At 52.1% G+C, this 21,619-nt stretch carries 19 protein-coding genes; 9 read left to right on the top strand and 10 right to left on the bottom strand.

What is annotated here, in order from left to right; all coding sequences use genetic code 11:
• Positions 1 to 11: 11 nt before the first annotated feature.
• A complete protein-coding gene (gene mutT / locus OGX66_RS17800; RefSeq protein ID WP_003837443.1) occupies positions 12 to 401 on the top strand; it encodes an 8-oxo-dGTP diphosphatase MutT in 390 nt (129 codons plus the stop codon).
• Between the two features lie 88 nt (positions 402 to 489).
• Here mutT and yacG read toward each other — a convergent pair whose 3' ends face one another.
• Genes yacG through coaE form a run of 3 tightly spaced genes read right to left on the bottom strand, consistent with a single transcriptional unit; the run spans position 490 to position 2,057 of the window.
• Positions 490 to 684: a DNA gyrase inhibitor YacG gene (gene yacG, locus OGX66_RS17795; RefSeq protein WP_003018740.1), complete on the bottom strand. Its 195-nt coding sequence runs from the start codon at positions 682 to 684 to the stop codon at positions 490 to 492.
• Positions 685 to 693: 9 nt separating this feature from the next.
• Positions 694 to 1,437 (bottom strand): cell division protein ZapD, encoded by a 744-nt coding sequence (zapD, locus tag OGX66_RS17790; RefSeq protein WP_003837445.1) that lies wholly within the window; start codon positions 1,435 to 1,437, stop codon positions 694 to 696.
• Entirely contained in the window at positions 1,437 to 2,057 is a 621-nt protein-coding gene (coaE, locus tag OGX66_RS17785) for a dephospho-CoA kinase (RefSeq protein WP_016149556.1), read from the bottom strand. The genes zapD and coaE overlap by 1 nt, the downstream gene beginning before the upstream one ends.
• 225 nt (positions 2,058 to 2,282) lie before the next feature.
• On the opposite strand from coaE, the gene OGX66_RS17780 reads away from it, so the two are divergent.
• Positions 2,283 to 3,326: a GMP reductase gene (locus OGX66_RS17780; RefSeq protein WP_003018732.1), complete on the top strand. Its 1,044-nt coding sequence runs from the start codon at positions 2,283 to 2,285 to the stop codon at positions 3,324 to 3,326.
• A gap of 56 nt (positions 3,327 to 3,382) precedes the next feature.
• Here the strand turns inward: OGX66_RS17780 and hofC are convergent, their stop codons facing one another.
• The 4 genes from hofC to nadC form a co-directional block, all read right to left on the bottom strand.
• The gene (gene hofC, locus OGX66_RS17775) at positions 3,383 to 4,585 is read right to left on the bottom strand and encodes a protein transport protein HofC (protein WP_088902743.1); all 1,203 of its coding nucleotides are present in this window, start codon (positions 4,583 to 4,585) and stop codon (positions 3,383 to 3,385) included.
• Complete coding sequence (gene gspE, locus OGX66_RS17770) at positions 4,575 to 5,957, bottom strand: type II secretion system protein GspE (protein ID WP_130715175.1); 1,383 nt, start codon at positions 5,955 to 5,957, stop codon at positions 4,575 to 4,577. Before gspE ends, hofC begins: the two co-directional genes overlap by 11 nt.
• A gap of 9 nt (positions 5,958 to 5,966) precedes the next feature.
• On the bottom strand, positions 5,967 to 6,404 hold the full coding sequence (gene ppdD, locus OGX66_RS17765; protein WP_003018724.1) for a prepilin peptidase-dependent pilin: 438 nt from the start codon (positions 6,402 to 6,404) through the stop codon (positions 5,967 to 5,969).
• A gap of 243 nt (positions 6,405 to 6,647) precedes the next feature.
• Entirely contained in the window at positions 6,648 to 7,541 is an 894-nt protein-coding gene (nadC, locus tag OGX66_RS17760) for a carboxylating nicotinate-nucleotide diphosphorylase (protein ID WP_003837454.1), read from the bottom strand.
• Positions 7,542 to 7,628: 87 nt separating this feature from the next.
• Here nadC and ampD point away from each other — a divergent pair, with 87 nt between their 5' ends.
• The gene (ampD, locus tag OGX66_RS17755; RefSeq protein ID WP_286512011.1) at positions 7,629 to 8,192 is read left to right on the top strand and encodes a 1,6-anhydro-N-acetylmuramyl-L-alanine amidase AmpD; all 564 of its coding nucleotides are present in this window, start codon (positions 7,629 to 7,631) and stop codon (positions 8,190 to 8,192) included.
• Entirely contained in the window at positions 8,189 to 9,043 is an 855-nt protein-coding gene (gene ampE / locus OGX66_RS17750) for a beta-lactamase regulator AmpE (protein ID WP_286512009.1), read from the top strand. Before ampD ends, ampE begins: the two co-directional genes overlap by 4 nt.
• Positions 9,044 to 9,135: 92 nt before the next feature.
• On the opposite strand, the gene OGX66_RS17745 is transcribed toward ampE, so the two are convergent.
• From OGX66_RS17745 to aroP, 3 genes are all read right to left on the bottom strand, one after another.
• The gene (locus OGX66_RS17745; protein ID WP_088902741.1) at positions 9,136 to 10,086 is read right to left on the bottom strand and encodes a glycoside hydrolase family 43 protein; all 951 of its coding nucleotides are present in this window, start codon (positions 10,084 to 10,086) and stop codon (positions 9,136 to 9,138) included.
• Complete coding sequence (locus tag OGX66_RS17740; RefSeq protein WP_003845756.1) at positions 10,086 to 11,492, bottom strand: glycoside-pentoside-hexuronide (GPH):cation symporter; 1,407 nt, start codon at positions 11,490 to 11,492, stop codon at positions 10,086 to 10,088. The genes OGX66_RS17745 and OGX66_RS17740 overlap by 1 nt, the downstream gene beginning before the upstream one ends.
• A 157-nt stretch (positions 11,493 to 11,649) precedes the next feature.
• Complete coding sequence (gene aroP / locus OGX66_RS17735; protein ID WP_085951556.1) at positions 11,650 to 13,023, bottom strand: aromatic amino acid transporter AroP; 1,374 nt, start codon at positions 13,021 to 13,023, stop codon at positions 11,650 to 11,652.
• A gap of 564 nt (positions 13,024 to 13,587) precedes the next feature.
• Here aroP and pdhR point away from each other — a divergent pair.
• From pdhR to traT, 5 genes are all read left to right on the top strand, one after another.
• The gene (gene pdhR / locus OGX66_RS17730) at positions 13,588 to 14,352 is read left to right on the top strand and encodes a pyruvate dehydrogenase complex transcriptional repressor PdhR (RefSeq protein WP_003018699.1); all 765 of its coding nucleotides are present in this window, start codon (positions 13,588 to 13,590) and stop codon (positions 14,350 to 14,352) included.
• 163 nt (positions 14,353 to 14,515) lie between these two features.
• Positions 14,516 to 17,179, top strand: coding sequence for a pyruvate dehydrogenase (acetyl-transferring), homodimeric type (gene aceE, locus OGX66_RS17725; protein WP_003845758.1), 2,664 nt, complete (start codon positions 14,516 to 14,518; stop codon positions 17,177 to 17,179).
• 14 nt (positions 17,180 to 17,193) lie between these two features.
• On the top strand, positions 17,194 to 19,077 hold the full coding sequence (aceF, locus tag OGX66_RS17720; RefSeq protein WP_049002743.1) for a pyruvate dehydrogenase complex dihydrolipoyllysine-residue acetyltransferase: 1,884 nt from the start codon (positions 17,194 to 17,196) through the stop codon (positions 19,075 to 19,077).
• Positions 19,078 to 19,252: 175 nt separating this feature from the next.
• Positions 19,253 to 20,677 carry a dihydrolipoyl dehydrogenase gene (gene lpdA, locus OGX66_RS17715; protein ID WP_003018686.1) on the top strand — a complete coding sequence of 475 codons (1,425 nt, stop codon included), beginning with the start codon at positions 19,253 to 19,255 and terminating at the stop codon, positions 20,675 to 20,677.
• Between the two features lie 195 nt (positions 20,678 to 20,872).
• Positions 20,873 to 21,604: a complement resistance protein TraT gene (gene traT / locus OGX66_RS17710; protein ID WP_003837465.1), complete on the top strand. Its 732-nt coding sequence runs from the start codon at positions 20,873 to 20,875 to the stop codon at positions 21,602 to 21,604.
• Positions 21,605 to 21,619: the final 15 nt, after the last annotated feature.

Below are 21,619 nucleotides of genomic sequence, written 5' to 3'. Positions count from 1 at the left end.
GGACGATGAAAATGAAAATATTGCAGATCGCCGTCGGGATTATTCGTAATCAGCACAATGAAATTTTTATCACCCAGCGTGCGGCTGATGCCCACATGGCCAATAAGCTGGAGTTCCCCGGCGGGAAAATTGAAGCGGGCGAAACGCCGGAGCAGGCGCTGATTCGCGAGCTACAGGAAGAAGTAGGGATCACGCCGACTCAAAGTTCATTGTTCGAAAAGTTGGAGTATCAGTTTCCGGACAGGCATATCACTCTGTGGTTCTGGCTGGTTGAAAGCTGGGAAGGCGAGCCGTGGGGAAAAGAGGGGCAACCGGCGCAGTGGATAGCGCAATATGCTCTGAATGCGGAAGATTTCCCGCCGGCGAATGCACCGGTCATTGAAAAGCTGATTACTGGATAATGGTGTTCGTAGGCCGGATAAGGCAACACCGCCATCCGGCAAATTATGGCGGGGGTGCTACGCTTGCCCGCCCTACGTATTAGCAGAATTACTTCTGCTCCTCACTCCAGTCGTCGCTTTCCGACAGATCGCCTGAGCTTGGGATGCGTTTCTCTTCTGCAGCCCACTCTCCCAGATCGATTAACTGGCAGCGCTTGCTGCAGAATGGGCGAAACGGACTGACTTCAGCCCATACTACAGGCTTGCCGCAGGTTGGGCAGTTGACGATGGTTTGTTCAGACATGTTGACTCCTTAACAGCACGCCAGTTCAAAATCGAGGCGCTCAGGCACCTGACCATTTTCGCTATCCAGCGGCATAAAGCGGATGGCAAAACGGCTCTTATGACCAGAAATTTGCGGATAAAGCTGCGAATCAAGCGGCAGCTGCAAGCGCAGCAGATCTGCATCTTCGCCGTTGTCCTGATAAAAACCATTCAGGCTGGTTTGCTTACGAAACGGCGCTGAGTTGCGAATTAAATCCAGCACCAGCGACAGCGCTTGATTGAGCGGATTCAGGCTGGCAAGCCAGGTTTCAACCTGCGCGTCACGATACGATTGCGCAAGGTGTAGCCAGATATGCAGAGTCGGCAGATCGAAACTGCAGCACCCGCCAGGAATACTTAAACGCTGACGTACGAGACCAATCAGACGATCTTCGCGCAGCGTCTGTCCAATACGCGGGGCAGAAATCAGAATGCTGCCTGCACTTTTTAACTGCTGGCGCAAAGAGTCGATTCTGCTTTGATCGACGCCGGGAACTTCGACCCAGGCCTGGAGTTTACGCTGCTGTCGCTCCAGTTCTTTGAGGAGTTCGGTACGGACTTCGCCGCGTTCAAATACATCCAGTAAATCTCCGATATTGCGGAAAAAATGCAGAGCGCCGGCATGGTCAGCAATGGGTAAATTAACGGAGAGCTGTTGGATTAAAAATTCAATGCGCAGCCATGTACGCATCTTCTCATTGAGAGGGTGTTCAAAAAGGACCTGGGTGTGCATTACGGTTTTTCCTGTGAGACAAACTGCGACGCGCATTGCAAATAGAGCGCGTGCAGGCGGGCGACATCCGAGGCGATGGCTTCCGGTGCGCCATTATTATCAATAACATCGTCTGCCACGGCCAGCCGCGCTTCACGCGTTGCCTGGGCAGCAAGAATTTGTTCAACATGCTCACGTGTGACGTCATCACGCTGCATGGTGCGTCTGAGCTGGGTTTCGGGCGTGACATCCACCACGAGTACGCGGTCGGCTTTTTTATACAGCGAATTTTCCACCAGCAAAGGGACAACCCATAACAGGTAAGGTGAGGTCGCTTGCTGAAACTGGCGCTGCGTTTCCTGCTGAATAAGCGGATGGAGCAGGGCATTCAGCCAGCTTTTCTCCTCTGGGGCGGAAAAAATGCGTTCGCGTAAAATGCGCCGCTGCAACGATCCGTCTGCGGCGATAACCTCGGAACCAAAATGTTCTTCGATCGCCTTAAGAGCAAGTGTGCCGGGTTCAACCACCTGGCGCGCAATAATATCTGCATCAATGATGTTTATTCCGAGGTCAGCGAACGCATTTGCAACGGTGCTTTTACCACTGCCAATGCCGCCGGTTAAGGCTACCGTATACCTCATAGATGCCGATCCTGGAGTTTAAGTTTGATTATCAAACAGTTAAAAGTTAAGCGTGCGAAGGCGAGGCTGCTGCAGGATTAACCTACTATTCGCCAGGTAAATTTATGGGATTGTAGCGTAAAAAAAGAGAATTTCGCAGTCTTGCGCGGCATTGATTAGTGCGTATGATAGCGTCACTGGAGTTGTGAGTTTCGATTTTTCGCCATTAACCCCAGGAATCCGCACATGCGTATCGAAGAAGATCTGAAGTTAGGTTTCAAAGACGTTCTTATCCGCCCTAAGCGTTCTACTCTCAAAAGCCGTTCCGATGTTGAGCTGGAACGTCAATTTACCTTTAAGCATTCAGGTCAGACCTGGTCAGGCGTACCTATTATTGCCGCGAACATGGACACTGTCGGGACGTTTGCCATGGCAACGGCGCTGGCATCCTTCGACATCCTGACCGCTGTGCACAAACACTATTCTGTTGAAGACTGGGCCGCCTTCATTGCAGAGACTTCTGCCGATGTACTCAAACACGTAATGGTTTCAACCGGCACGTCTGACGCAGACTTCGAAAAAACCAAACAGATTCTGGCGCTCAACCCAGCGCTGAATTTTATCTGCATTGATGTGGCAAATGGCTACTCAGAGCATTTTGTTCAGTTTGTGTCGAAAGCGCGTGAAGCATGGCCGACAAAAACAATTTGTGCGGGCAATGTGGTCACCGGTGAAATGTGTGAAGAGCTGGTGCTCTCCGGTGCTGATATTGTCAAAGTAGGTATTGGCCCGGGTTCTGTATGCACCACGCGTGTAAAAACCGGCGTTGGCTATCCACAGCTTTCTGCGGTTATTGAATGTGCGGATGCAGCCCACGGTCTGGGCGGCATGATTGTCAGCGACGGCGGCTGCACAATGCCGGGTGACGTTGCAAAAGCGTTTGGCGGCGGCGCAGACTTCGTTATGCTCGGCGGTATGTTGGCCGGTCACGAAGAAAGCGGCGGCAAAATTGTTGAAGAAAACGGTGAGAAATTCATGCTGTTCTACGGTATGAGCTCAGAATCTGCTATGACCCGCCATGTTGGTGGTGTTGCTCAGTATCGTGCCGCTGAAGGTAAAACCGTTAAGCTGCCTCTGCGCGGCCCGGTTGATAATACCGCTCGCGATATTCTCGGCGGTTTGCGTTCTGCTTGCACCTATGTAGGCGCATCCCGTCTGAAAGAGCTGACCAAACGTACAACGTTTATTCGTGTACAGGAACAAGAGAACCGCGTATTCAATAGCCTGTAAAACAGGTCGTTCTGTGAAATGCCGGATGGCGTTACGTCGCCATCTGGCATTTGAATTTAACCCACTCCGCTCATCGCATCTCCCAAATGGAAAATCGGTAAATACATCGCGACAACCAGCGTACCGATGATAAGCCCCGTAATGACCAGCAACGCAGGCTCAAGTAATGCAGCCAAATTCTCAGCTTGAGCCAGGGTTTTCTCGCCATGGTGATGCGCGAGATTGCGCAGCATTGCATCCAGCGAGCCGGAAGCTTCACCTGTTCGGACCAGCTGTATGCACAATGGGCTGAATTCACCGCTATTTTTAAGCGCTAACCAGACCGGCTTTCCGGCGCTAATGTTGTGCTGAACCAGCGCTAAACGTTGCGACCAGAAAGGGTTAGCCAGCGTTTCGGTAACGCTCTCAAGACCCTGCAAAAAGGGAATGCCCGCATTTTGCGTTAACGCCAGAACGGTGAAGATCTGCGTGAGCTTTTGCCCTCTCACCATCGGCCCTATGACCGGGAGGCTGAGCAGCAATTTCTGGCGCAGAACGAGCCAGTACGGTTTCTGATTTATCAAATGATGTGCCACAACCGCTACCAGGCCAAGTGCTACCGCCAGCCATCCCCATTGGCTGCTATAGTGTGCGATGGTAATAATCCACTGAGTGAGGGCCGGTAGCGGGGTGTTGAATGTCTGGTAGATGGCGGCAAACTCAGGGAGTACAAACTGCAACATCGCAAATACGACCAACACCGCCATTGTGATGATGATAATCGGATAGCGCAGGGCTTTTTTAACTTTATCAGCAAGTTGCTGTTGTTTCTTTTGCTGGTAGGCGAGTTCAAAACAGCAGTCATCCAGCTTACCCGTAAGCTCTCCGGTGCGGATCATTGCCTGGTAAAGGGGCGGAAAAACGTGTTGCCATTGTGATAGCGAGGTGGAGAGGGTAATGCCCTGTTCCATATCGTAAGCCAGCGTACGCAGTAGCGCCTGCCATTGACTGCTGGGATGCTGTTCAGCAAGCAGAGCTAGCCCTGTTGAGAGCGTTAACCCTGCTTTTAGCAATGTCGCCAACTGGTGTATGGTTTCGGCACTTCTTGTACGGCTCCAGTGCGAGGTTTTGACACGCATACGTTTAATGCGTAGCGGCGTAATCTGTTGTTTCTCAAGAGCCAGCATTAATGACGGTCGGGTATCGGCCCATAGCATTCCTTCCTGCGATGTACCTTTGTTGTTAATGCCTTGCCAGCGCCAAAGCTGTTTAGTGGACATGAGGCATGCCCAGTACACGAATCAGCTCTTCAAATGTCGTTAATCCTTGCTCGACGGCCTGACAGCCATTCTCGAAAAGCGTTCTCCCTGATAGCTGAGCATCAGGTTCCACTCCGTCTACGGGGGCGCCACTGGCAATACTCTGACGTAATGCCGGAGTAACAGGGAGTACTTCAAACAATGCCGTACGGCCATAAAATCCGTGATAACAATGTTTGCAGCCAGGGGCCTGCCAATTCGGTAGTGGTGTAGGCCAGACAGCTTTCGGGAGTGTGATAGGCGTACTCTGACGTTGTCGGCAATGGGGGCACAACTTTCTGACCAATCGCTGTGCAATGACGAGCGTCAGCGCGGAGGCGATCATCCAGCGTGCGACCCCCATTTGTTGCAGACGCACCAGCGTTTCACTGGTGGAATTGGTATGCAGCGTAGAAAGAACCAGATGACCGGTTTGTGCGGCTTTAAGGGCTATTTCTGCTGTTTCTCCATCGCGGATTTCACCCACCATGATAATGTCGGGATCCTGACGCAACAGAGCACGTAAGACTCCCTGAAAAGTCAAACCGGCGCGTGGGTGAATTTGCGTCTGGTTGATGCCTGCGATCGGGATCTCTACCGGATCTTCCACGCTACAGAGATTAACATCTGGCGTGTTTCGGGTTTGCAGCGCACTGTACAGTGAGACCGTTTTACCGCTTCCGGTAGGCCCGGTAACCAGAATCAGCCCCTGAGGCTGCTGCAAGGCTTGCGAAAATGCGGCCAGCTGCGCGTCTTGCATTCCCAGTGCGGCGATCTCCAGTGACTGCTCGACTTGATGAAGTAGCCGCAACACGACTTTTTCGCCGTAGCGACAGGGCAGGGTGGCGATGCGAAACGAGATAGGTTCTCCTGAAATCTCAACGGTAAATTGCCCGTCTTGTGGAAGCCGATGCTCGGCAATATCCAGACTGCCTAATACTTTTAACCTCGCGGTGATGGCAATGCCCATCTCGGTCGTGATTTCCGGTAACGCGTGGAGTACTCCATCCACACGTAATCTGATCCGATAGTGATTTTCCGCTGGCTCAAAATGAATATCAGAAGCCCGTTTCTCCAGAGCGGAATGAAACGTCTGATTCAGCAAGTCTGCTGCGCTGGCGCTGCTTTTTGTGACTACTGCCGGGAGCATTTTCTGCGGTGTATGCGTGTGGCCTTCCATTTGCTGACGTGTCCAGCAGACAATGTCGATGCGCCGGGTGGTGGCAAAATGCAGTGCATCCAGCAGTTCGTGTGATGGGGCGTCTACGACGGCGATATGTACCACTTCATTGTCTGCATCCAGTAATATTCCCTGATAACGTTGGCATAGCGCTGTAAGCTGGGTGGTATTCATCTCTGTTCCTTAGTGGGTATCGAAGCGGAAAACATCTTCACAGGCCTGCTGCAATGCGCTGTCGTTCTGGATGATGCAGTTACGGTTCCAGCCGGTAATGCCGTTGGCATTGTCCCAAGCCGGCGTCATGGTGATGCTTAACCCGTTCAGGCTTTCCTGCCCACTAAGGCTGACAACGCCTTTTTCAATGCTCATGGCTGAGACGTAACGGGTAGTTGTTGGAGTGGGAATACCATTCGTTCCGGCATCGCAGGTATCTGTTCCTCCATGCTCCAGTGCACAGAGCTCAACCGCTGTGCGATAGGGGACAAAGGTTTGCAGCATGTCTGTCAGCGCGGCTTTGCGCAGATAGTTTTGATATGCCGGAATACCGATGGCGCTAAGAATGGCAATAATGCCAATCACCACCATGAGTTCGATAAGCGTAAAGCCTCGTTGCTTGTTCATTGTTCACTCCTTGAGTTTGCTGGCGCTACTTTGGCAAAACGACGGGAGGACGGCGAGAGACAAAAAACAGAATGGGAAGGCGGATTCCGAGGACTTTTACGAAATTACAGAATCAGACAATGTATTTGCTAAGAGGCTCGCAGAAACTGCCGGATGGCGGCGTAAATGCCGTATCCGGCTTACAGAATAAACCTGTGTAGGAGGCCCGATACGCGAAGCATCATCGGGCAATACAATCAGCAATTAGCGAAAACGCATGGAGAGATCGAGAGCGCGAACATGTTTGGTCAGCGCGCCAACAGAGATGAAATCCACGCCGGTTTCGGCAAATTCGCGCAGCGTTTCATGGGTGACATTGCCCGAGACTTCCAGACGCGCCTGGCCATTGGTGCGTTTTACCGCTTCGCGCATTTGGTCGGTTTCGAAGTTATCGAGCATGATGATGTCGGCCCCGGCTTTCAGCGCGTCGTCCAGCTCATCCAGGCTTTCTACTTCGACTTCAACCGGCACATCCGGGTGCAACCAGAATGCTTTTTCTACGGCCTGACGTACCGAGCCGGAAGCAATAATGTGGTTTTCTTTAATCAGGAAAGCGTCGGACAGCCCCAAACGATGATTCGCGCCGCCGCCGCACAATACGGCGTATTTTAGCGCGGTACGCAGTCCTGGCAGGGTTTTACGCGTATCCAGCAGTTGGGTCTTGGTCCCAGCTAACAGGTCGACGTATTTACGCACCTCGCTTGCTACACCTGAAAGCGTCTGCACAAAATTAAGCGCGGTACGTTCACCGGTCAGTAACACGCGGGAAGGGCCGTCCAGTTCAAACAGTGGCTGATTAGCCTTAATGCTGTCGCCATCTTCGACATGCCAGGTGATGTTTACATCATCGCCAGCCAGTTGAATAAAGACCTCTTCCACCCAACGTTTCCCACAAAAAACGCCATCTTCGCGGGTAATTACGGTAGCGTGGGAGCGCATGTCTTCGGGTAAAAGCTGTGCGGTGATATCGTTATTGGCATCAACTTCTCCGCCTAAATCTTCACGCAGCGCCTGAGCGACAGCGGCAGGGATATCGAGATTTATGCGTTCCAACAGCGCGTCACGTCGGTAGTCAGGGTTATAGCGGCGAGGCGGCATGATAAAACTCCAAATTGCTAACGAATCATAAGGTGGAAACATGCTACCCTGAACCTGATATGAGCACCACCAATAAGGAGATTCTGCATGTTGTTAGACGAGGGCTGGCTGGCAGAGGCGCGACGCGTTCCCTCTCCGCATTACGATTGCCGCCCGGATGACGAAAACCCTTCTCTGCTGGTGGTGCATAATATCAGCCTGCCGCCCGGCGAGTTTGGCGGCCCGTGGATAGACGCGCTGTTCACTGGCACGATTGATCCCAACGCCCATCCTTATTTTGCCGGAATCGCCCATTTGCGCGTTTCGGCCCATTGTTTAATTCGCCGTGATGGTGAAATCGTGCAGTATGTCCCCTTTGATAAACGCGCCTGGCATGCCGGCGTCTCGAGCTATCAGGGCCGTGAACGCTGTAATGATTTCTCAATTGGTATTGAGCTGGAAAGGACGGATACGCTGGCCTATACCGACGCGCAGTACCAGCAACTGGCAGCCGTGACCAATGCCCTGATTACGCGTTATCCGGCTATTGCTAACAATATGACAGGACATTGCAATATTGCGCCCGAGCGTAAGACCGATCCCGGGCCCTCATTTGACTGGGCAAGGTTTCGCGCCCTGGTCACCCCCTCGTCGCACAAGGAGATGACATGACGCTGTTTACAACATTACTGGTGTTGATTGTTGAACGCCTGTTTAAGCTGGGTGAGCACTGGCAGCTTGATCACCGAGTTGAAGCTTTTTTCCGCCGGATTAAGCATTTCTCGATGATGCGTACGGTAGGCATGACTCTTATTGCGATGGGAGTGACGTTTCTGCTACTGCGCGCACTTCATGGGCTGCTGTTTAACGTTCCGTTGCTGGTGGCGTGGATCTTAATTGGCTTGCTGTGCATCGGCGCAGGCAAGGCGCGCCTTCACTATCACGCTTACCTGAACGCGGCCGCTCGCGATGACGCTCACGCTCGTGAGGCGATGGCCAGCGAGCTGACGCTTATCCATGGTGTTCCGCCGGACTGTGACGAGCGTGAGTTCCTGCTTGAACTGCAGAACGCGCTGTTATGGAACAACTTTCGCTTTTACCTGGCGCCGTTATTCTGGCTGATTGTCGGTGGCCCGTGGGGACCTGTGACGCTGGTTGGTTATGCCTTTTTACGTGCCTGGCAGTCCTGGCTGGCGCGTTACCAGACACCGCACCAGCGTCTGCAATCGGGTATTGATGCGATCCTGCATGTGCTGGACTGGATCCCGGTGCGTCTGGCGGGCGTGGTCTATGCGCTGTTAGGACACGGCGAGAAGGCGTTGCCAGCCTGGTTTGCGTCGCTTGCTGATCTGCATACTTCGCAATATCAGGTGCTTACGCGTCTGGCGCAGTTCTCGCTGGCGCGCGAACCTCATACCGATAAAGTCGAAACGCCAAAAGCGGCTGTTTCGATGGCGAAGAAGACCTCATTTGTGGTGGTGGTGATTATTGCGTTGCTGACCATTTATGGGGCATTAGTATAGCGTTGTGCCGGATGGCGCTAACGCTTATCCGGCCTACAATGGAAAAACGTGTAGGCCCGGTAAGCGTTAGCGCAACCGGGCAGTGCAACGGTTTAGTTCGTATCAGCAGGCGGGATGCCAAAATCTGGCATGCCGTTTTCGTTCCAACGCACGAGCTTCAGACGAGTGTGGCGGTTTGGGTCGTACAGCGGATCGCCCTCGATTTCAGTGTAATTTCTCGCGTGATACACCAGCACATCTTCACCTTCTGGCGTTTGCGTAAAGCTGTTGTGTCCTGGCCCAAACTGGCGGTTTTCATAGCTGGTGGTAAAGACCGGGCGCGGTGATTTGTGCCAGTTCTGCTGGTTGAGCGGATCTGCGTCTAAGTCAATCCACAATAATCCCATACAGTAGTTCTCATCGGTAGCGCTGGCGGAATAGCTGATAAACAACTTGTCGCCGTGAACCATGACGGCAGGACCTTCGTTGACCCAAAAACCCCGGCATTCCCAGTCATATTCAGGATGGCTTAGCATGACCGGCTCGCCTTTAATCGTCCATGGATTTTCCAGTTCTGCGAGATAGATATTGGAGTTTCCGGCGATATCGGGCGATTTCTGCGCCCATAGATACCACTGTTTTCCCTGATGGTTAAAGGTGGTGGCATCGAGCGCAAAGGTATCAAACTGCGTTTTAATCTGACCTTTCTCCGTCCACTTTCCGGTCAGCGGATCGGTGTCGGCACATTCGAGCGCAAACATGCGATGCTGGAACATCCCCAGCTTGTCGAGCGACTGTGTGTGGGTGGCGGCAAAATAGATGTACCACTTGCCTGCCAGATGATGGATTTCGGGCGCCCAGATGAGTTGGCTCATGGGGCCGCTTTCTGGCTTGCGCCAGATGATAACCGGGGCGGCAGTGCGCAACCCTTCCAGCGAGTCGGCCCGGCGTATCTCCAGCCGGTCATATTCAGGTACTGAAGCAATGAAATAGTAGTGGCTACCGTCACGTAAGATAAACGGATCGGCACGCTGTTCAATAAAGGGATTTGGCCACTGATTCATTAGGCTTTCCTTACGGTTTCAGTCGTTTTTATATCGTGGTATTCATTCAGTTCACGGTAGTTGGCGCGGCGCTTTTCTAAATCTGTCTGGATTTGCTGCATAAACTCGCGGTCAACTTTCAGCAGACGAACCACGCCTGCAGTAATCAGGTAGCCTGCGCCAGGTATGATGGTAAACAGCAGCATAATACCGTTAATGGCGGAGTCGCTTTGCGTTTTCGCCCCAGCGTCGTAGCCGTACCAGGAGAGCAGGAAGCCAACCATCGCTCCGGCAATCGCCAGGCCCAGTTTCAGGAAGAACAGGTTGCCGGAGAAGCTGATCCCGGTGATGCGTTTACCGGTTTTCCACTCGCCGTAGTCATCGACATCCGCCATCAGCGACCAGTGCAGCGGAGATGGGATCTGATGCAGGATGTTGAGCAGGAAGTAGAGCACCATAATCATCATGGTGGCTTTCGGATCGAAGAAGTAAAACGCGGCGGAGAAAATCGCCAGGATGATATTGGTCCAGAAGAACACTTTCAGTTTGCACCAGCGATCGGTTAACACCTTCGCCAACATGCTGCCGATCATCATGCCTACAACGCCAAGGCTGATAAACAACGTCGCAAATTGTGTACTCTGCTGCATAACCCAGGTCACGTAGTACATGGTGGCAGCCATGCGAATAAAACCCGGACAGACGTTGCACAAGGTTAATAGCAGGATTTTTACCCATTGATCGTTCTTCCATACGTCTTTCAGATCGGCTTTTAAATCGTCATTGGTCTGGACAGCAGGGCGTACACGTTCACGGACGGTTGCAAAGCAGAAAAGGAACATACACATGCCGATGAAGGCCAGTACCGCCATCGCCATTTGATACCCTTTGGCTTTATCTTCCCCGCCGAACCAGTCGGCCATGGGGAGCAGGGTAAGGGAGAGCAGCAGAGTTGCAATTCCTACCAATACAAAGCGATATGACTGGCAGGCGACGCGTTCTTGCGGATCGTTGGTGATGACGCTGCCGAGAGAGCAATAGGGGATATTGATCGCCGTATAGGTAATTGAGAGCAGGAAATAGGTAACAAAGGCATAGATAACTTTGCTGTTATATGTCCACTCAGGGGTGGTAAACATCAGTACGCTGAATAATGCGTACGGGAAAGCCATCCACAAAAGCCATGGACGAAATCGACCATATTTGCTGCGGGTGCGATCGGCCATTGCGCCCATTATAGGGTCGGTAACGGCATCGATAACGCGTACTGAGAGCAGTAATACGCCGACCAGTGCAGGTGCGAGTCCAAAAATGTCTGTGTAAAAATAGTTAACAAACAACATGATGGCGCCAAAGATGATGTTGCATCCGGCGTCGCCCATTCCATAGCCAATCTTTTCTTTCACCGTGAGCTTACTGGTTTCCATCAACTGCACTCCATGAATGAGATATGGAGAGAATTATTGTCTGGCACCGGTGTTTTTGCGTTGCAGGATAACGCCGCTGATATGGACTAAACAGTCGTGAGTGGGAAAGTGTGAGGCAGGTAACAACCCCCACCTGGCGTAGGTGGGGGAGGAAAAATTAATGTGCTTTAACCGTGCCGGCCGTTTTCTGTTTGAACAGGTAACCAATGCCAAGAATAGCAATCCATACCGGGATTAAGTACACCGAGATCGCCATGCCCGGCGTCATCAGCATAATCACCAGTACTGCAGCCATGAAAATCAGGCACACCCAGTTACCCAGCGGATAGAGCAGCGCCGGGAAGCGGGTGGTAACACCCTGCTGCTGTTTGGCTTTGCGGAACTTCATGTGCGCAAGGCTAATCATTGCCCAGTTGATCACCAGTGCGGAAACTACCAGCGCCATCAACAGGCCAAAGGCAGATTCTGGCGCCAGGTAGTTGATCAGCACGCACAGAGCCGTCACCAGTGCGGAAACCAGAATGGTGTTCACCGGCACGCCGCGCTTGTCGACGTTCATCAGCGCTTTCGGCGCATTGCCCTGCTGTGCCAGACCGAACAGCATACGGCTGTTGCAGTACACACAGCTGTTATAGACAGAAAGGGCAGCAGTCAGCACCACGATGTTCAGGGCATTAGCAACAAACGTGTCGCCCAGTTCGTGGAAAATAAGGACAAACGGGCTGGTATCAGCTGTAACGCGCGTCCACGGCATCAGGGAAAGCAGAACCGCCAGCGAACCCACATAGAAAATCAGGATACGGTAGATAACCTGGTTGGTTGCTTTGGGAATGCTTTGCTCCGGGTTATCCGCTTCTGCTGCGGTGATCCCAACCAGCTCCAGCCCACCGAAAGAGAACATGATAATCGCCATCATCATCACCAGACCGGTGAAGCCATGCGGCAGGAAGCCCCCCTGGTTCCACAAGTTGCTGACGCTGGCCTGCGGCCCGCCGTTGCCGCTGAACAGCAGCCAGCCGCCGAAGATGATCATCGCGACGACAGCAATGACTTTAATAATGGCGAACCAGAACTCCATCTCACCAAACACTTTCACGTTGGTCAGGTTAATGGCGTTGATAATCACGAAGAAGGCTGCAGCAGAGGCCCAGGTTGGGATCTCCGGGTACCAGAACTGGATATATTTACCGACTGCAGTCAGCTCAGCCATGGCAACCAGCACGTACAGTACCCAGTAGTTCCAGCCAGAGGCGAAACCCGCGAAACTGCCCCAGTATTTATAAGCAAAGTGGCTAAAGGAGCCTGCTACCGGCTCTTCAACCACCATTTCACCTAACTGACGCATAATCAAAAAGGCGATAAAGCCGGCAATAGCGTAACCCAGAATAATACCCGGTCCTGCAGACTGGATAACGGATGCGCTACCGAGGAATAACCCGGTACCAATCGCGCCACCCAGCGCGATTAGCTGTATATGGCGGTTCTTAAGACCGCGCTTGAGCTGATCGCCATGCTGTTGACTTTCCATCATGAAACCTCGTGTGTGGTTTTACTCTTCATATTTCGAGTACTTATTTTTTGAACTACGCAGTAATGCGTGTGTAAGTTTGCAATTCCGTTTGTTGTATTAATTTGTTTACAGATGCTTTTTATAAAATGTTGCCTTAATACTTTTGTCTTGATCAGAATAATGATATGCGAGCGCGAATGCACCTGCTTTATGCGGGGAAGATGACGAATTGAATAAAAAGAAACCATTTGTAAATGCGAGTTTATCTACCACAAAATTTCCATTTTGAATTTCTATTCATTAATAGTGATTTAAGTATCGATAAATAAGCAGGTGAATCGGTTCAGATGAGATAATTTTTCGTTTCAATTCCGTTAAAACTACCTCGAGGTGGGTAAATTTAACATTTGTGCATAGTTACATGTTTGAAACGTTATTTCTGTAATGTTGTTAAAATATGCCTCCTTTACTGATTTCAATCAAAACCTGTATGGACAGAAGGTGAATACTTTGTTACTTTAGCGTCAAGAACATGAAATTGGTAAGACCAATTGACTCCGGGCAAATGGCTTAAGACAGGAAATCATGGCCTATAGCAAAATCCGCCAACCAAAACTCTCCGATGTGATTGAGCAGCAGCTGGAGTTTTTAATTCTTGAGGGGACACTTCGCCCCGGAGAAAAACTCCCACCGGAACGCGAGCTGGCAAAACAGTTCGACGTCTCCCGCCCCTCCTTACGCGAGGCGATCCAACGCCTTGAAGCGAAGGGGTTACTGCTTCGTCGTCAGGGCGGTGGCACTTTTGTTCAGAGCAGCCTGTGGCAGAGCTTTAGCGACCCACTGGTAGAGCTGCTCTCCGACCATCCTGAATCCCAGTTTGACCTGCTTGAGACGCGCCATGCGCTGGAAGGTATTGCAGCTTATTACGCTGCACTGCGCAGCACGGATGAAGACAAAACGCGTATCCGTGAACTCCACCATGCGATCGAGCTTGCTCAACAGTCCGGCGATCTTGACGGTGAATCTGATGCAGTACTCCAGTATCAAATTGCTGTCACCGAAGCGGCACATAATGTGGTGCTGCTCCATTTGCTAAGGTGTATGGAGCCGATGCTGGCCCAGAACGTTCGGCAAAACTTCGAATTGCTGTATGCGCGTCGTGAAATGCTGCCATTGGTTAGCAGTCACCGTACCCGTATTTTTGAAGCAATTATTGCCGGGAAGCCGGAAGAGGCGCGTGAAGCGTCCCACCGTCACCTGGCGTTTATCGAAGAGATTCTGCTGGACAGAAGCCGTGAGGAAAGCCGTCGTGAACGCGCCTTACGCCGTCTGGAGCAACGAAAGAATTAGTGATTTTTCTGGCAGAACGTTAACCAGAAGATGTTGTAAATCAAGCGCCATATAAAGTGCGCGGCAACTAAACGCAGAACCTGTCTTATTACGCTCTCTGGCGAGAACGTAATGGGACAGGTTCCAGATAACTCAACGTATTAGATAGATAAGGAATACCCCCATGTCAGAACGTTTCCCAAATGACGTGGATCCGATCGAAACTCGCGACTGGCTACAGGCGATCGAATCGGTCATCCGTGAAGAAGGTGTTGAGCGTGCTCAGTATCTGATCGACCAACTGCTTTCAGAAGCCCGCAAAGGCGGCGTGAAAGTAGCGGCAGGTGCAGGGGCCAGCAATTATGTAAACACTATTGCCGTTGAAGATGAACCGGAATACCCGGGCAATCTGGAGCTGGAACGTCGTATTCGTTCTGCTATCCGTTGGAACGCCATCATGACCGTACTGCGCGCGTCTAAAAAGGACCTCGAGCTGGGTGGCCACATGGCATCCTTCCAGTCCTCCGCAACGGTATATGATGTTTGCTTCAACCACTTCTTCCGTGCACGCAACGAGCAAGATGGCGGCGATCTGGTGTACTTCCAGGGCCACATCTCTCCGGGCATCTACGCACGCGCATTCCTGGAAGGTCGTCTGACTGAAGAGCAGATGAACAACTTCCGTCAGGAAGTACATGGCAAAGGCCTGTCTTCCTACCCGCACCCGAAACTGATGCCAGAATTCTGGCAGTTCCCGACCGTATCTATGGGTCTGGGCCCAATCGGTGCTATCTACCAGGCTAAATTCCTGAAATATCTGGAACACCGTGGTCTGAAAGATACCTCTAAACAAACCGTTTACGCCTTCCTGGGCGACGGCGAGATGGATGAGCCAGAATCAAAAGGTGCGATCACCATCGCGACCCGTGAAAAACTGGACAACCTGGTCTTTGTGATCAACTGTAACCTGCAGCGTCTTGACGGCCCGGTAACCGGTAACGGCAAGATTGTTAACGAACTGGAAGGCATCTTCGCGGGCGCTGGCTGGAACGTTATCAAAGTCATGTGGGGCGGTCGTTGGGATGAGCTGCTGCGTAAAGACACCAGCGGTAAACTGATCCAGCTGATGAACGAAACCGTTGACGGCGACTACCAGACCTTCAAATCTAAAGATGGCGCATACGTACGTGAGCACTTCTTCGGTAAATACCCGGAAACCGCAGCACTGGTTGCTGACTGGACTGATGAGCAGATTTGGTCTCTGAACCGCGGTGGTCACGATCCGAAGAAAGTTTACGCTGCACTGAAAAAAGCGCAGGAAACCAAAGGCAGAGCAACTGTAATTCTGGCCCATACCATTAAAGGTTACGGCATGGGTGACACCGCTGAAGGTAAAAACATCGCTCACCAGGTTAAGAAAATGAACATGGACGGCGTGCGTTATATCCGCGACCGTTTCAACGTTCCTGTGACCGATGAGCAGGTTGAAAACCTGTCTTACATCACCTTCCCGGAAGGTTCTGAAGAGCACACTTATCTGCACGCTCAGCGTCAGAAACTGCATGGCTACCTGCCAGCTCGTCAGCCGAACTTCACTGAGAAGCTGGAACTGCCGGCTCTGGAAGACTTCGGTGCGCTGCTGGAAGAGCAGAACAAAGAAATCTCCACCACTATCGCTTTCGTTCGTGCCCTGAACGTGATGCTGAAGAACAAGTCGATCAAAGATCGTCTGGTTCCGATCATCGCTGACGAAGCACGTACTTTCGGTATGGAAGGTCTGTTCCGTCAGATCGGTATCTACAGCCCGAACGGTCAGCAGTACACCCCGCAGGACCGTGAGCAGGTTGCTTACTATAAAGAAGACGAGAAAGGCCAGATCCTGCAGGAAGGTATCAACGAACTGGGTGCTGGCGCATCCTGGCTGGCTGCTGCGACCTCTTACAGCACCAACGATCTGCCGATGATTCCGTTCTACATCTACTACTCCATGTTCGGGTTCCAGCGTATCGGTGACCTGTGCTGGCAGGCAGGCGACCAACAGGCTCGTGGCTTCCTGATTGGTGGTACTTCCGGTCGTACGACGCTGAACGGTGAAGGTCTGCAGCACGAAGATGGTCACAGCCATATTCAGTCTCTGACTATCCCGAACTGTATCTCTTACGATCCGTCTTACGCGTACGAAGTTGCGGTCATCATGCACGATGGTCTGGAGCGTATGTACGGTGAGAAACAAGAGAACGTTTACTACTACATCACCACGCTGAACGAAAACTACCACATGCCGGCAATGCCAGCAGGTGCCGAGGAAGGTATCCGTAAAGGTATCTACAAACTCGAAACCCTCGAAGGTAAGAAAGGTAAAGTTCAGCTGCTGGGCTCCGGTTCTATCCTGCGTCACGTCCGTGAAGCAGCACAAATCCTGGCGAACGACTACGGTGTAGGTTCTGACGTTTACAGCGTAACCTCCTTCACTGAACTGGCGCGTGATGGCCAGGATTGTGAGCGCTGGAACATGCTGCACCCGATGGAAACTCCGCGCGTTCCGTACATCGCTCAGGTGATGAACGACGCTCCGGCAGTAGCATCTACTGACTATATGAAACTGTTTGCCGAACAGGTTCGTACTTATGTACCGGCTGATGATTATCGCGTACTGGGTACCGACGGTTTCGGTCGCTCTGACAGCCGTGAAAACCTGCGTCACCACTTCGAAGTTGATGCTTCCTACGTGGTTGTAGCGGCCCTGGGCGAACTGGCTAAACGTGGCGAAATCGATAAGAAAGTGGTTGCAGACGCAATCACCAAATTCAACATCGATGCAGATAAAGTTAACCCGCGTCTGGCGTAAGAGGTAAAAGAATAATGGCTATCGAAATCAATGTACCGGACATCGGGGCTGATGAAGTTGAAATCACCGAGATCCTGGTCAAAGTGGGCGACAAAGTTGAAGCTGAACAGTCGCTGATCACCGTAGAAGGCGACAAAGCCTCTATGGAAGTTCCGTCTCCTCAGGCTGGTATCGTTAAAGAGATTAAAGTCTCTGTTGGCGATAAAACTGAGACCGGCAAACTGATCATGATTTTCGATTCCGCCGACGGTGCAGCAGCAGCTGCACCTGCTCCGGCAGAAGAGAAGAAAGAAGCGGCTCCGGCAGCAGCACCTGCTGCTGCGGCGGCGAAAGACGTACACGTACCGGACATCGGCGGCGACGAAGTTGAAGTTACCGAGATCATGGTTAAAGTGGGCGACACCGTTGCGGCTGAACAGTCTCTGATCACCGTTGAAGGTGACAAAGCGTCAATGGAAGTTCCGGCACCGTTCGCAGGTACCGTTAAAGAGATCAAAATCAACACTGGCGACAAAGTGTCTACCGGTTCCCTGATTATGGTCTTCGAAGTAGCGGGCGCAGCGCCTGCTGCAGCACCGGCTCAGGCGGCTGCTCCAGCAGCAGCGGCGGCTCCGGCTGCTTCCGGCTCGAAAGAAGTTAACGTACCGGATATCGGCGGTGACGAAGTCGAAGTCACTGAAGTGATGGTTAAAGTGGGCGATAAAATTGCCGCTGAGCAGTCACTGATCACCGTTGAAGGCGATAAAGCGTCAATGGAAGTTCCGGCACCGTTCGCGGGCACCGTGAAAGAAATCAAAATCAGCACCGGTGACAAAGTTAAAACCGGTTCTCTGATTATGGTCTTCGAAGTCGAAGGCGCAGCACCTGCAGCCGCTCCAGCACAAGCAGCAGCTCCGGCTCCGGCCGCAGCACCTGCGCAAGCCGCAGCTCCGGCCGCGAAAGCGGAAGGCAAATCTGAGTTTGCTGAAAACGACGCTTACGTTCATGCAACACCGCTGATTCGTCGCCTGGCGCGCGAATTCGGTGTGAACCTGGCGAAAGTGAAAGGTTCTGGCCGTAAAGGTCGTATCCTGCGTGAAGACGTTCAGGCTTACGTGAAAGACGCTATCAAGCGTGCTGAAGCGGCTCCGGCTGCAGCAGCAGGCGGCGGTATCCCGGGCATGCTGCCTTGGCCGAAAGTGGACTTCAGCAAGTTTGGTGAAATCGAAGAAGTGGAACTGGGCCGTATCCAGAAAATCTCTGGTGCTAACCTGAGCCGTAACTGGGTGATGATCCCACACGTTACTCACTTCGATAAGACCGATATCACCGATCTGGAAGCGTTCCGTAAACAGCAGAACGCCGAAGCTGAAAAACGTAAACTGGACGTGAAATTCACCCCAGTAGTCTTCATCATGAAAGCCGTTGCCGCTGCTCTGGAACAGATGCCGCGCTTCAACAGCTCCCTGTCTGAAGACGGTCAGCGCCTGACCCTGAAGAAATACATCAACATCGGTGTAGCGGTTGATACTCCGAATGGTCTGGTTGTTCCGGTCTTCAAAGACGTGAACAAGAAGAGCATTACCGAGCTGTCTCGTGAACTGACCGTGATCTCCAAGAAAGCGCGTGATGGCAAGCTGACTGCTGGCGAAATGCAGGGCGGTTGCTTCACCATCTCCAGCATCGGTGGCCTGGGTACTACCCACTTCGCGCCGATTGTGAACGCGCCGGAAGTGGCTATCCTCGGTGTCTCCAAGTCCTCTATGGAGCCAGTGTGGAACGGTAAAGAGTTTATGCCGCGTCTGATGATGCCGATTTCGCTCTCCTTCGACCACCGTGTAATTGACGGTGCGGATGGTGCGCGCTTTATCACCATCATCAACAACATGCTGTCTGACATTCGCCGCCTGGTGATGTAAGCGAAAAAGCCGGCCCGACGGCCGGCTTTTTTCTGGTAATCTCATGAAGTCAGTGAGGTTATTGTGCGAAAGACAAATCGGTTGCCGTTTGTTGTTTCAAAATTGTTAACAATTTTGTAAAATACGGGCGGATAGAACGACCCGGTGGACGACGGGTATAAATTAAGAGGTCATGATGAGCACTGAAATCAAAACTCAGGTCGTGGTACTTGGGGCAGGCCCTGCAGGTTACTCTGCTGCCTTCCGTTGCGCAGATTTAGGTCTGGAGACCGTCATCGTAGAACGTTACAGCACCCTCGGTGGTGTTTGTCTGAACGTCGGCTGTATCCCTTCTAAAGCGCTGCTGCACGTAGCAAAAGTTATCGAAGAAGCCAAAGCGCTGGCTGAACACGGTATCGTTTTTGGCGAGCCGAAAACCGATATCGACAAGATTCGTACCTGGAAAGAAAAAGTTATCACTCAACTGACTGGCGGTCTGGCTGGTATGGCCAAAGGCCGTAAAGTGAAAGTGGTTAACGGTCTGGGTAAATTTACCGGGGCGAACACCCTGGAAGTTGAAGGCGAAAACGGCAAAACCGTAATCAACTTCGACAACGCGATCATCGCGGCGGGTTCCCGTCCGATCGAACTGCCGTTCATTCCGCACGAAGATCCGCGCGTGTGGGACTCCACTGACGCGCTGGAACTGAAAACTGTTCCTAAGCGCCTGCTGGTTATGGGCGGCGGTATTATCGGTCTGGAAATGGGTACCGTGTACCATGCACTGGGTTCAGAGATCGACGTGGTTGAAATGTTCGACCAGGTTATCCCAGCTGCCGACAAAGACGTGGTTAAAGTCTTCACCAAGCGCATCAGCAAGAAATTCAACCTGATGCTGGAAACCAAAGTGACCGCCGTTGAAGCGAAAGAAGACGGTATCTACGTTTCCATGGAAGGCAAAAAAGCCCCTGCCGAAGCTCAGCGTTACGATGCTGTGCTGGTAGCTATCGGTCGTGTACCGAACGGTAAAAACCTCGACGCGGGCAAAGCTGGCGTTGAAGTTGATGACCGTGGCTTCATCCGCGTTGACAAACAGTTGCGCACCAACGTGCCGCACATCTTTGCTATCGGCGATATCGTCGGTCAGCCGATGCTGGCGCACAAAGGTGTTCACGAAGGTCACGTTGCCGCTGAAGTTATCGCCGGTAAGAAACACTACTTCGATCCGAAAGTTATTCCATCCATCGCGTACACTGAACCAGAAGTTGCATGGGTTGGCCTGACTGAGAAAGAAGCGAAAGAAAAAGGCATCAGCTACGAAACCGCCACCTTCCCGTGGGCTGCTTCTGGCCGTGCTATCGCTTCTGACTGCGCAGACGGTATGACCAAACTGATTTTCGACAAAGAATCTCACCGTGTGATCGGTGGTGCGATTGTCGGTACCAACGGCGGCGAGCTGCTGGGTGAAATTGGTCTGGCGATCGAAATGGGCTGTGACGCTGAAGACATCGCGCTGACCATCCACGCTCACCCGACTCTGCACGAGTCCGTTGGTCTGGCCGCTGAAGTGTTCGAAGGTAGCATCACCGACCTGCCGAACCCGAAAGCGAAGAAAAAGTAATCTTCCCGCTTTTGTGAAAACGCCTCTTCGGAGGCGTTTTTTTTTTCCGAAAGCTACCAGTTCTGGTAGTCATCTTATTGATATCTCCACTAAAAAAAATTGCGCAACTGCCGATACTTTTTTCGCCATTGTGTGGCTACTGGCCGCGCGGTTAAGAGGCTCTGGACTCTCTATTACACGAAAAAAGGAAAATACATGTCTTTAAAAAAAATCGCGGTTGTTGGCATGATTGTCGCGACAATGACACTGACCGGTTGTGGCGCGATGACCACCGCCGTTAAAAAACGTAACCTTGAAGTGAAAACGCAGATGAGTGAAACCATCTGGCTGGAGCCTTCCAGCGAGAAGACCGTCTACATTCAGGTAAAAAATACCTCTGACAAAGACATGAGTAACCTGCAAACTCTGCTGGCAAATGACCTGTCCGCGAAAGGTTATAAGGTGACCAGCTCACCAGACAGCGCTTATTACTGGGTACAGGCGAACGTATTGAAAGCGGACAAAATGGATCTGCGTGAAGCTCAGGGCTTCCTGAAAACGGGTTATGAAGGTGCCGCGATGGGCGCAGCGTTGGGTGCGGGGATTACCGCCTATAATAGCAACTCCTCTGGTGCGGCGCTGGGTGTTGGTATCGCGGCGGGGCTGATCGGCATGGCTGCGGATGCGATGGTGGAAGACGTAAACTACACCATGGTCACTGACCTGCAGATCTCTGAACGCAGCAAAGCGAAAGTGACAACGGATAACGTTGCGGCGTTGCGTCAAGGGACATCCGGTATCAAGTTGCAAACCAGCAGCGCGCAAGGCGATCGTGCAAAATATCAGACTCGCGTCGTGTCTAATGCTAACAAAGTGAATCTGAAGTTCGAAGAAGCGAAGCCGGTTCTGGAAGCTCAGTTGGCGAAATCTGTCGCTAACATCCTGTAATTTGCTGTGGGTTGC

Origin of the sequence: Citrobacter sp. Cf072, from assembly GCF_030334485.1 — a bacterium.
GTDB classification, from domain to species: domain Bacteria; phylum Pseudomonadota; class Gammaproteobacteria; order Enterobacterales; family Enterobacteriaceae; genus Citrobacter; species Citrobacter freundii.
Note: the sequence above shows the minus strand (reverse complement) of the source record. Positions and strands in the feature narration are given on the sequence as shown.

What these genes read in the sequence shown, in the direction of transcription:
- mutT (WP_003837443.1), top strand. Translation starts at nt 12, where the DNA reads ATGAAAATATTGCAGATCGCCGTCGGGATTATTCGTAATCAGCACAAT.
- yacG (WP_003018740.1), bottom strand. Translation starts at nt 684, where the DNA reads ATGTCTGAACAAACCATCGTCAACTGCCCAACCTGCGGCAAGCCTGTA.
- zapD (WP_003837445.1), bottom strand. Translation starts at nt 1,437, where the DNA reads ATGCACACCCAGGTCCTTTTTGAACACCCTCTCAATGAGAAGATGCGT.
- coaE (WP_016149556.1), bottom strand. Translation starts at nt 2,057, where the DNA reads ATGAGGTATACGGTAGCCTTAACCGGCGGCATTGGCAGTGGTAAAAGC.
- OGX66_RS17780 (WP_003018732.1), top strand. Translation starts at nt 2,283, where the DNA reads ATGCGTATCGAAGAAGATCTGAAGTTAGGTTTCAAAGACGTTCTTATC.
- hofC (WP_088902743.1), bottom strand. Translation starts at nt 4,585, where the DNA reads ATGTCCACTAAACAGCTTTGGCGCTGGCAAGGCATTAACAACAAAGGT.
- gspE (WP_130715175.1), bottom strand. Translation starts at nt 5,957, where the DNA reads ATGAATACCACCCAGCTTACAGCGCTATGCCAACGTTATCAGGGAATA.
- ppdD (WP_003018724.1), bottom strand. Translation starts at nt 6,404, where the DNA reads ATGAACAAGCAACGAGGCTTTACGCTTATCGAACTCATGGTGGTGATT.
- nadC (WP_003837454.1), bottom strand. Translation starts at nt 7,541, where the DNA reads ATGCCGCCTCGCCGCTATAACCCTGACTACCGACGTGACGCGCTGTTG.
- ampD (WP_286512011.1), top strand. Translation starts at nt 7,629, where the DNA reads ATGTTGTTAGACGAGGGCTGGCTGGCAGAGGCGCGACGCGTTCCCTCT.
- ampE (WP_286512009.1), top strand. Translation starts at nt 8,189, where the DNA reads ATGACGCTGTTTACAACATTACTGGTGTTGATTGTTGAACGCCTGTTT.
- OGX66_RS17745 (WP_088902741.1), bottom strand. Translation starts at nt 10,086, where the DNA reads ATGAATCAGTGGCCAAATCCCTTTATTGAACAGCGTGCCGATCCGTTT.
- OGX66_RS17740 (WP_003845756.1), bottom strand. Translation starts at nt 11,492, where the DNA reads ATGGAAACCAGTAAGCTCACGGTGAAAGAAAAGATTGGCTATGGAATG.
- aroP (WP_085951556.1), bottom strand. Translation starts at nt 13,023, where the DNA reads ATGATGGAAAGTCAACAGCATGGCGATCAGCTCAAGCGCGGTCTTAAG.
- pdhR (WP_003018699.1), top strand. Translation starts at nt 13,588, where the DNA reads ATGGCCTATAGCAAAATCCGCCAACCAAAACTCTCCGATGTGATTGAG.
- aceE (WP_003845758.1), top strand. Translation starts at nt 14,516, where the DNA reads ATGTCAGAACGTTTCCCAAATGACGTGGATCCGATCGAAACTCGCGAC.
- aceF (WP_049002743.1), top strand. Translation starts at nt 17,194, where the DNA reads ATGGCTATCGAAATCAATGTACCGGACATCGGGGCTGATGAAGTTGAA.
- lpdA (WP_003018686.1), top strand. Translation starts at nt 19,253, where the DNA reads ATGAGCACTGAAATCAAAACTCAGGTCGTGGTACTTGGGGCAGGCCCT.
- traT (WP_003837465.1), top strand. Translation starts at nt 20,873, where the DNA reads ATGTCTTTAAAAAAAATCGCGGTTGTTGGCATGATTGTCGCGACAATG.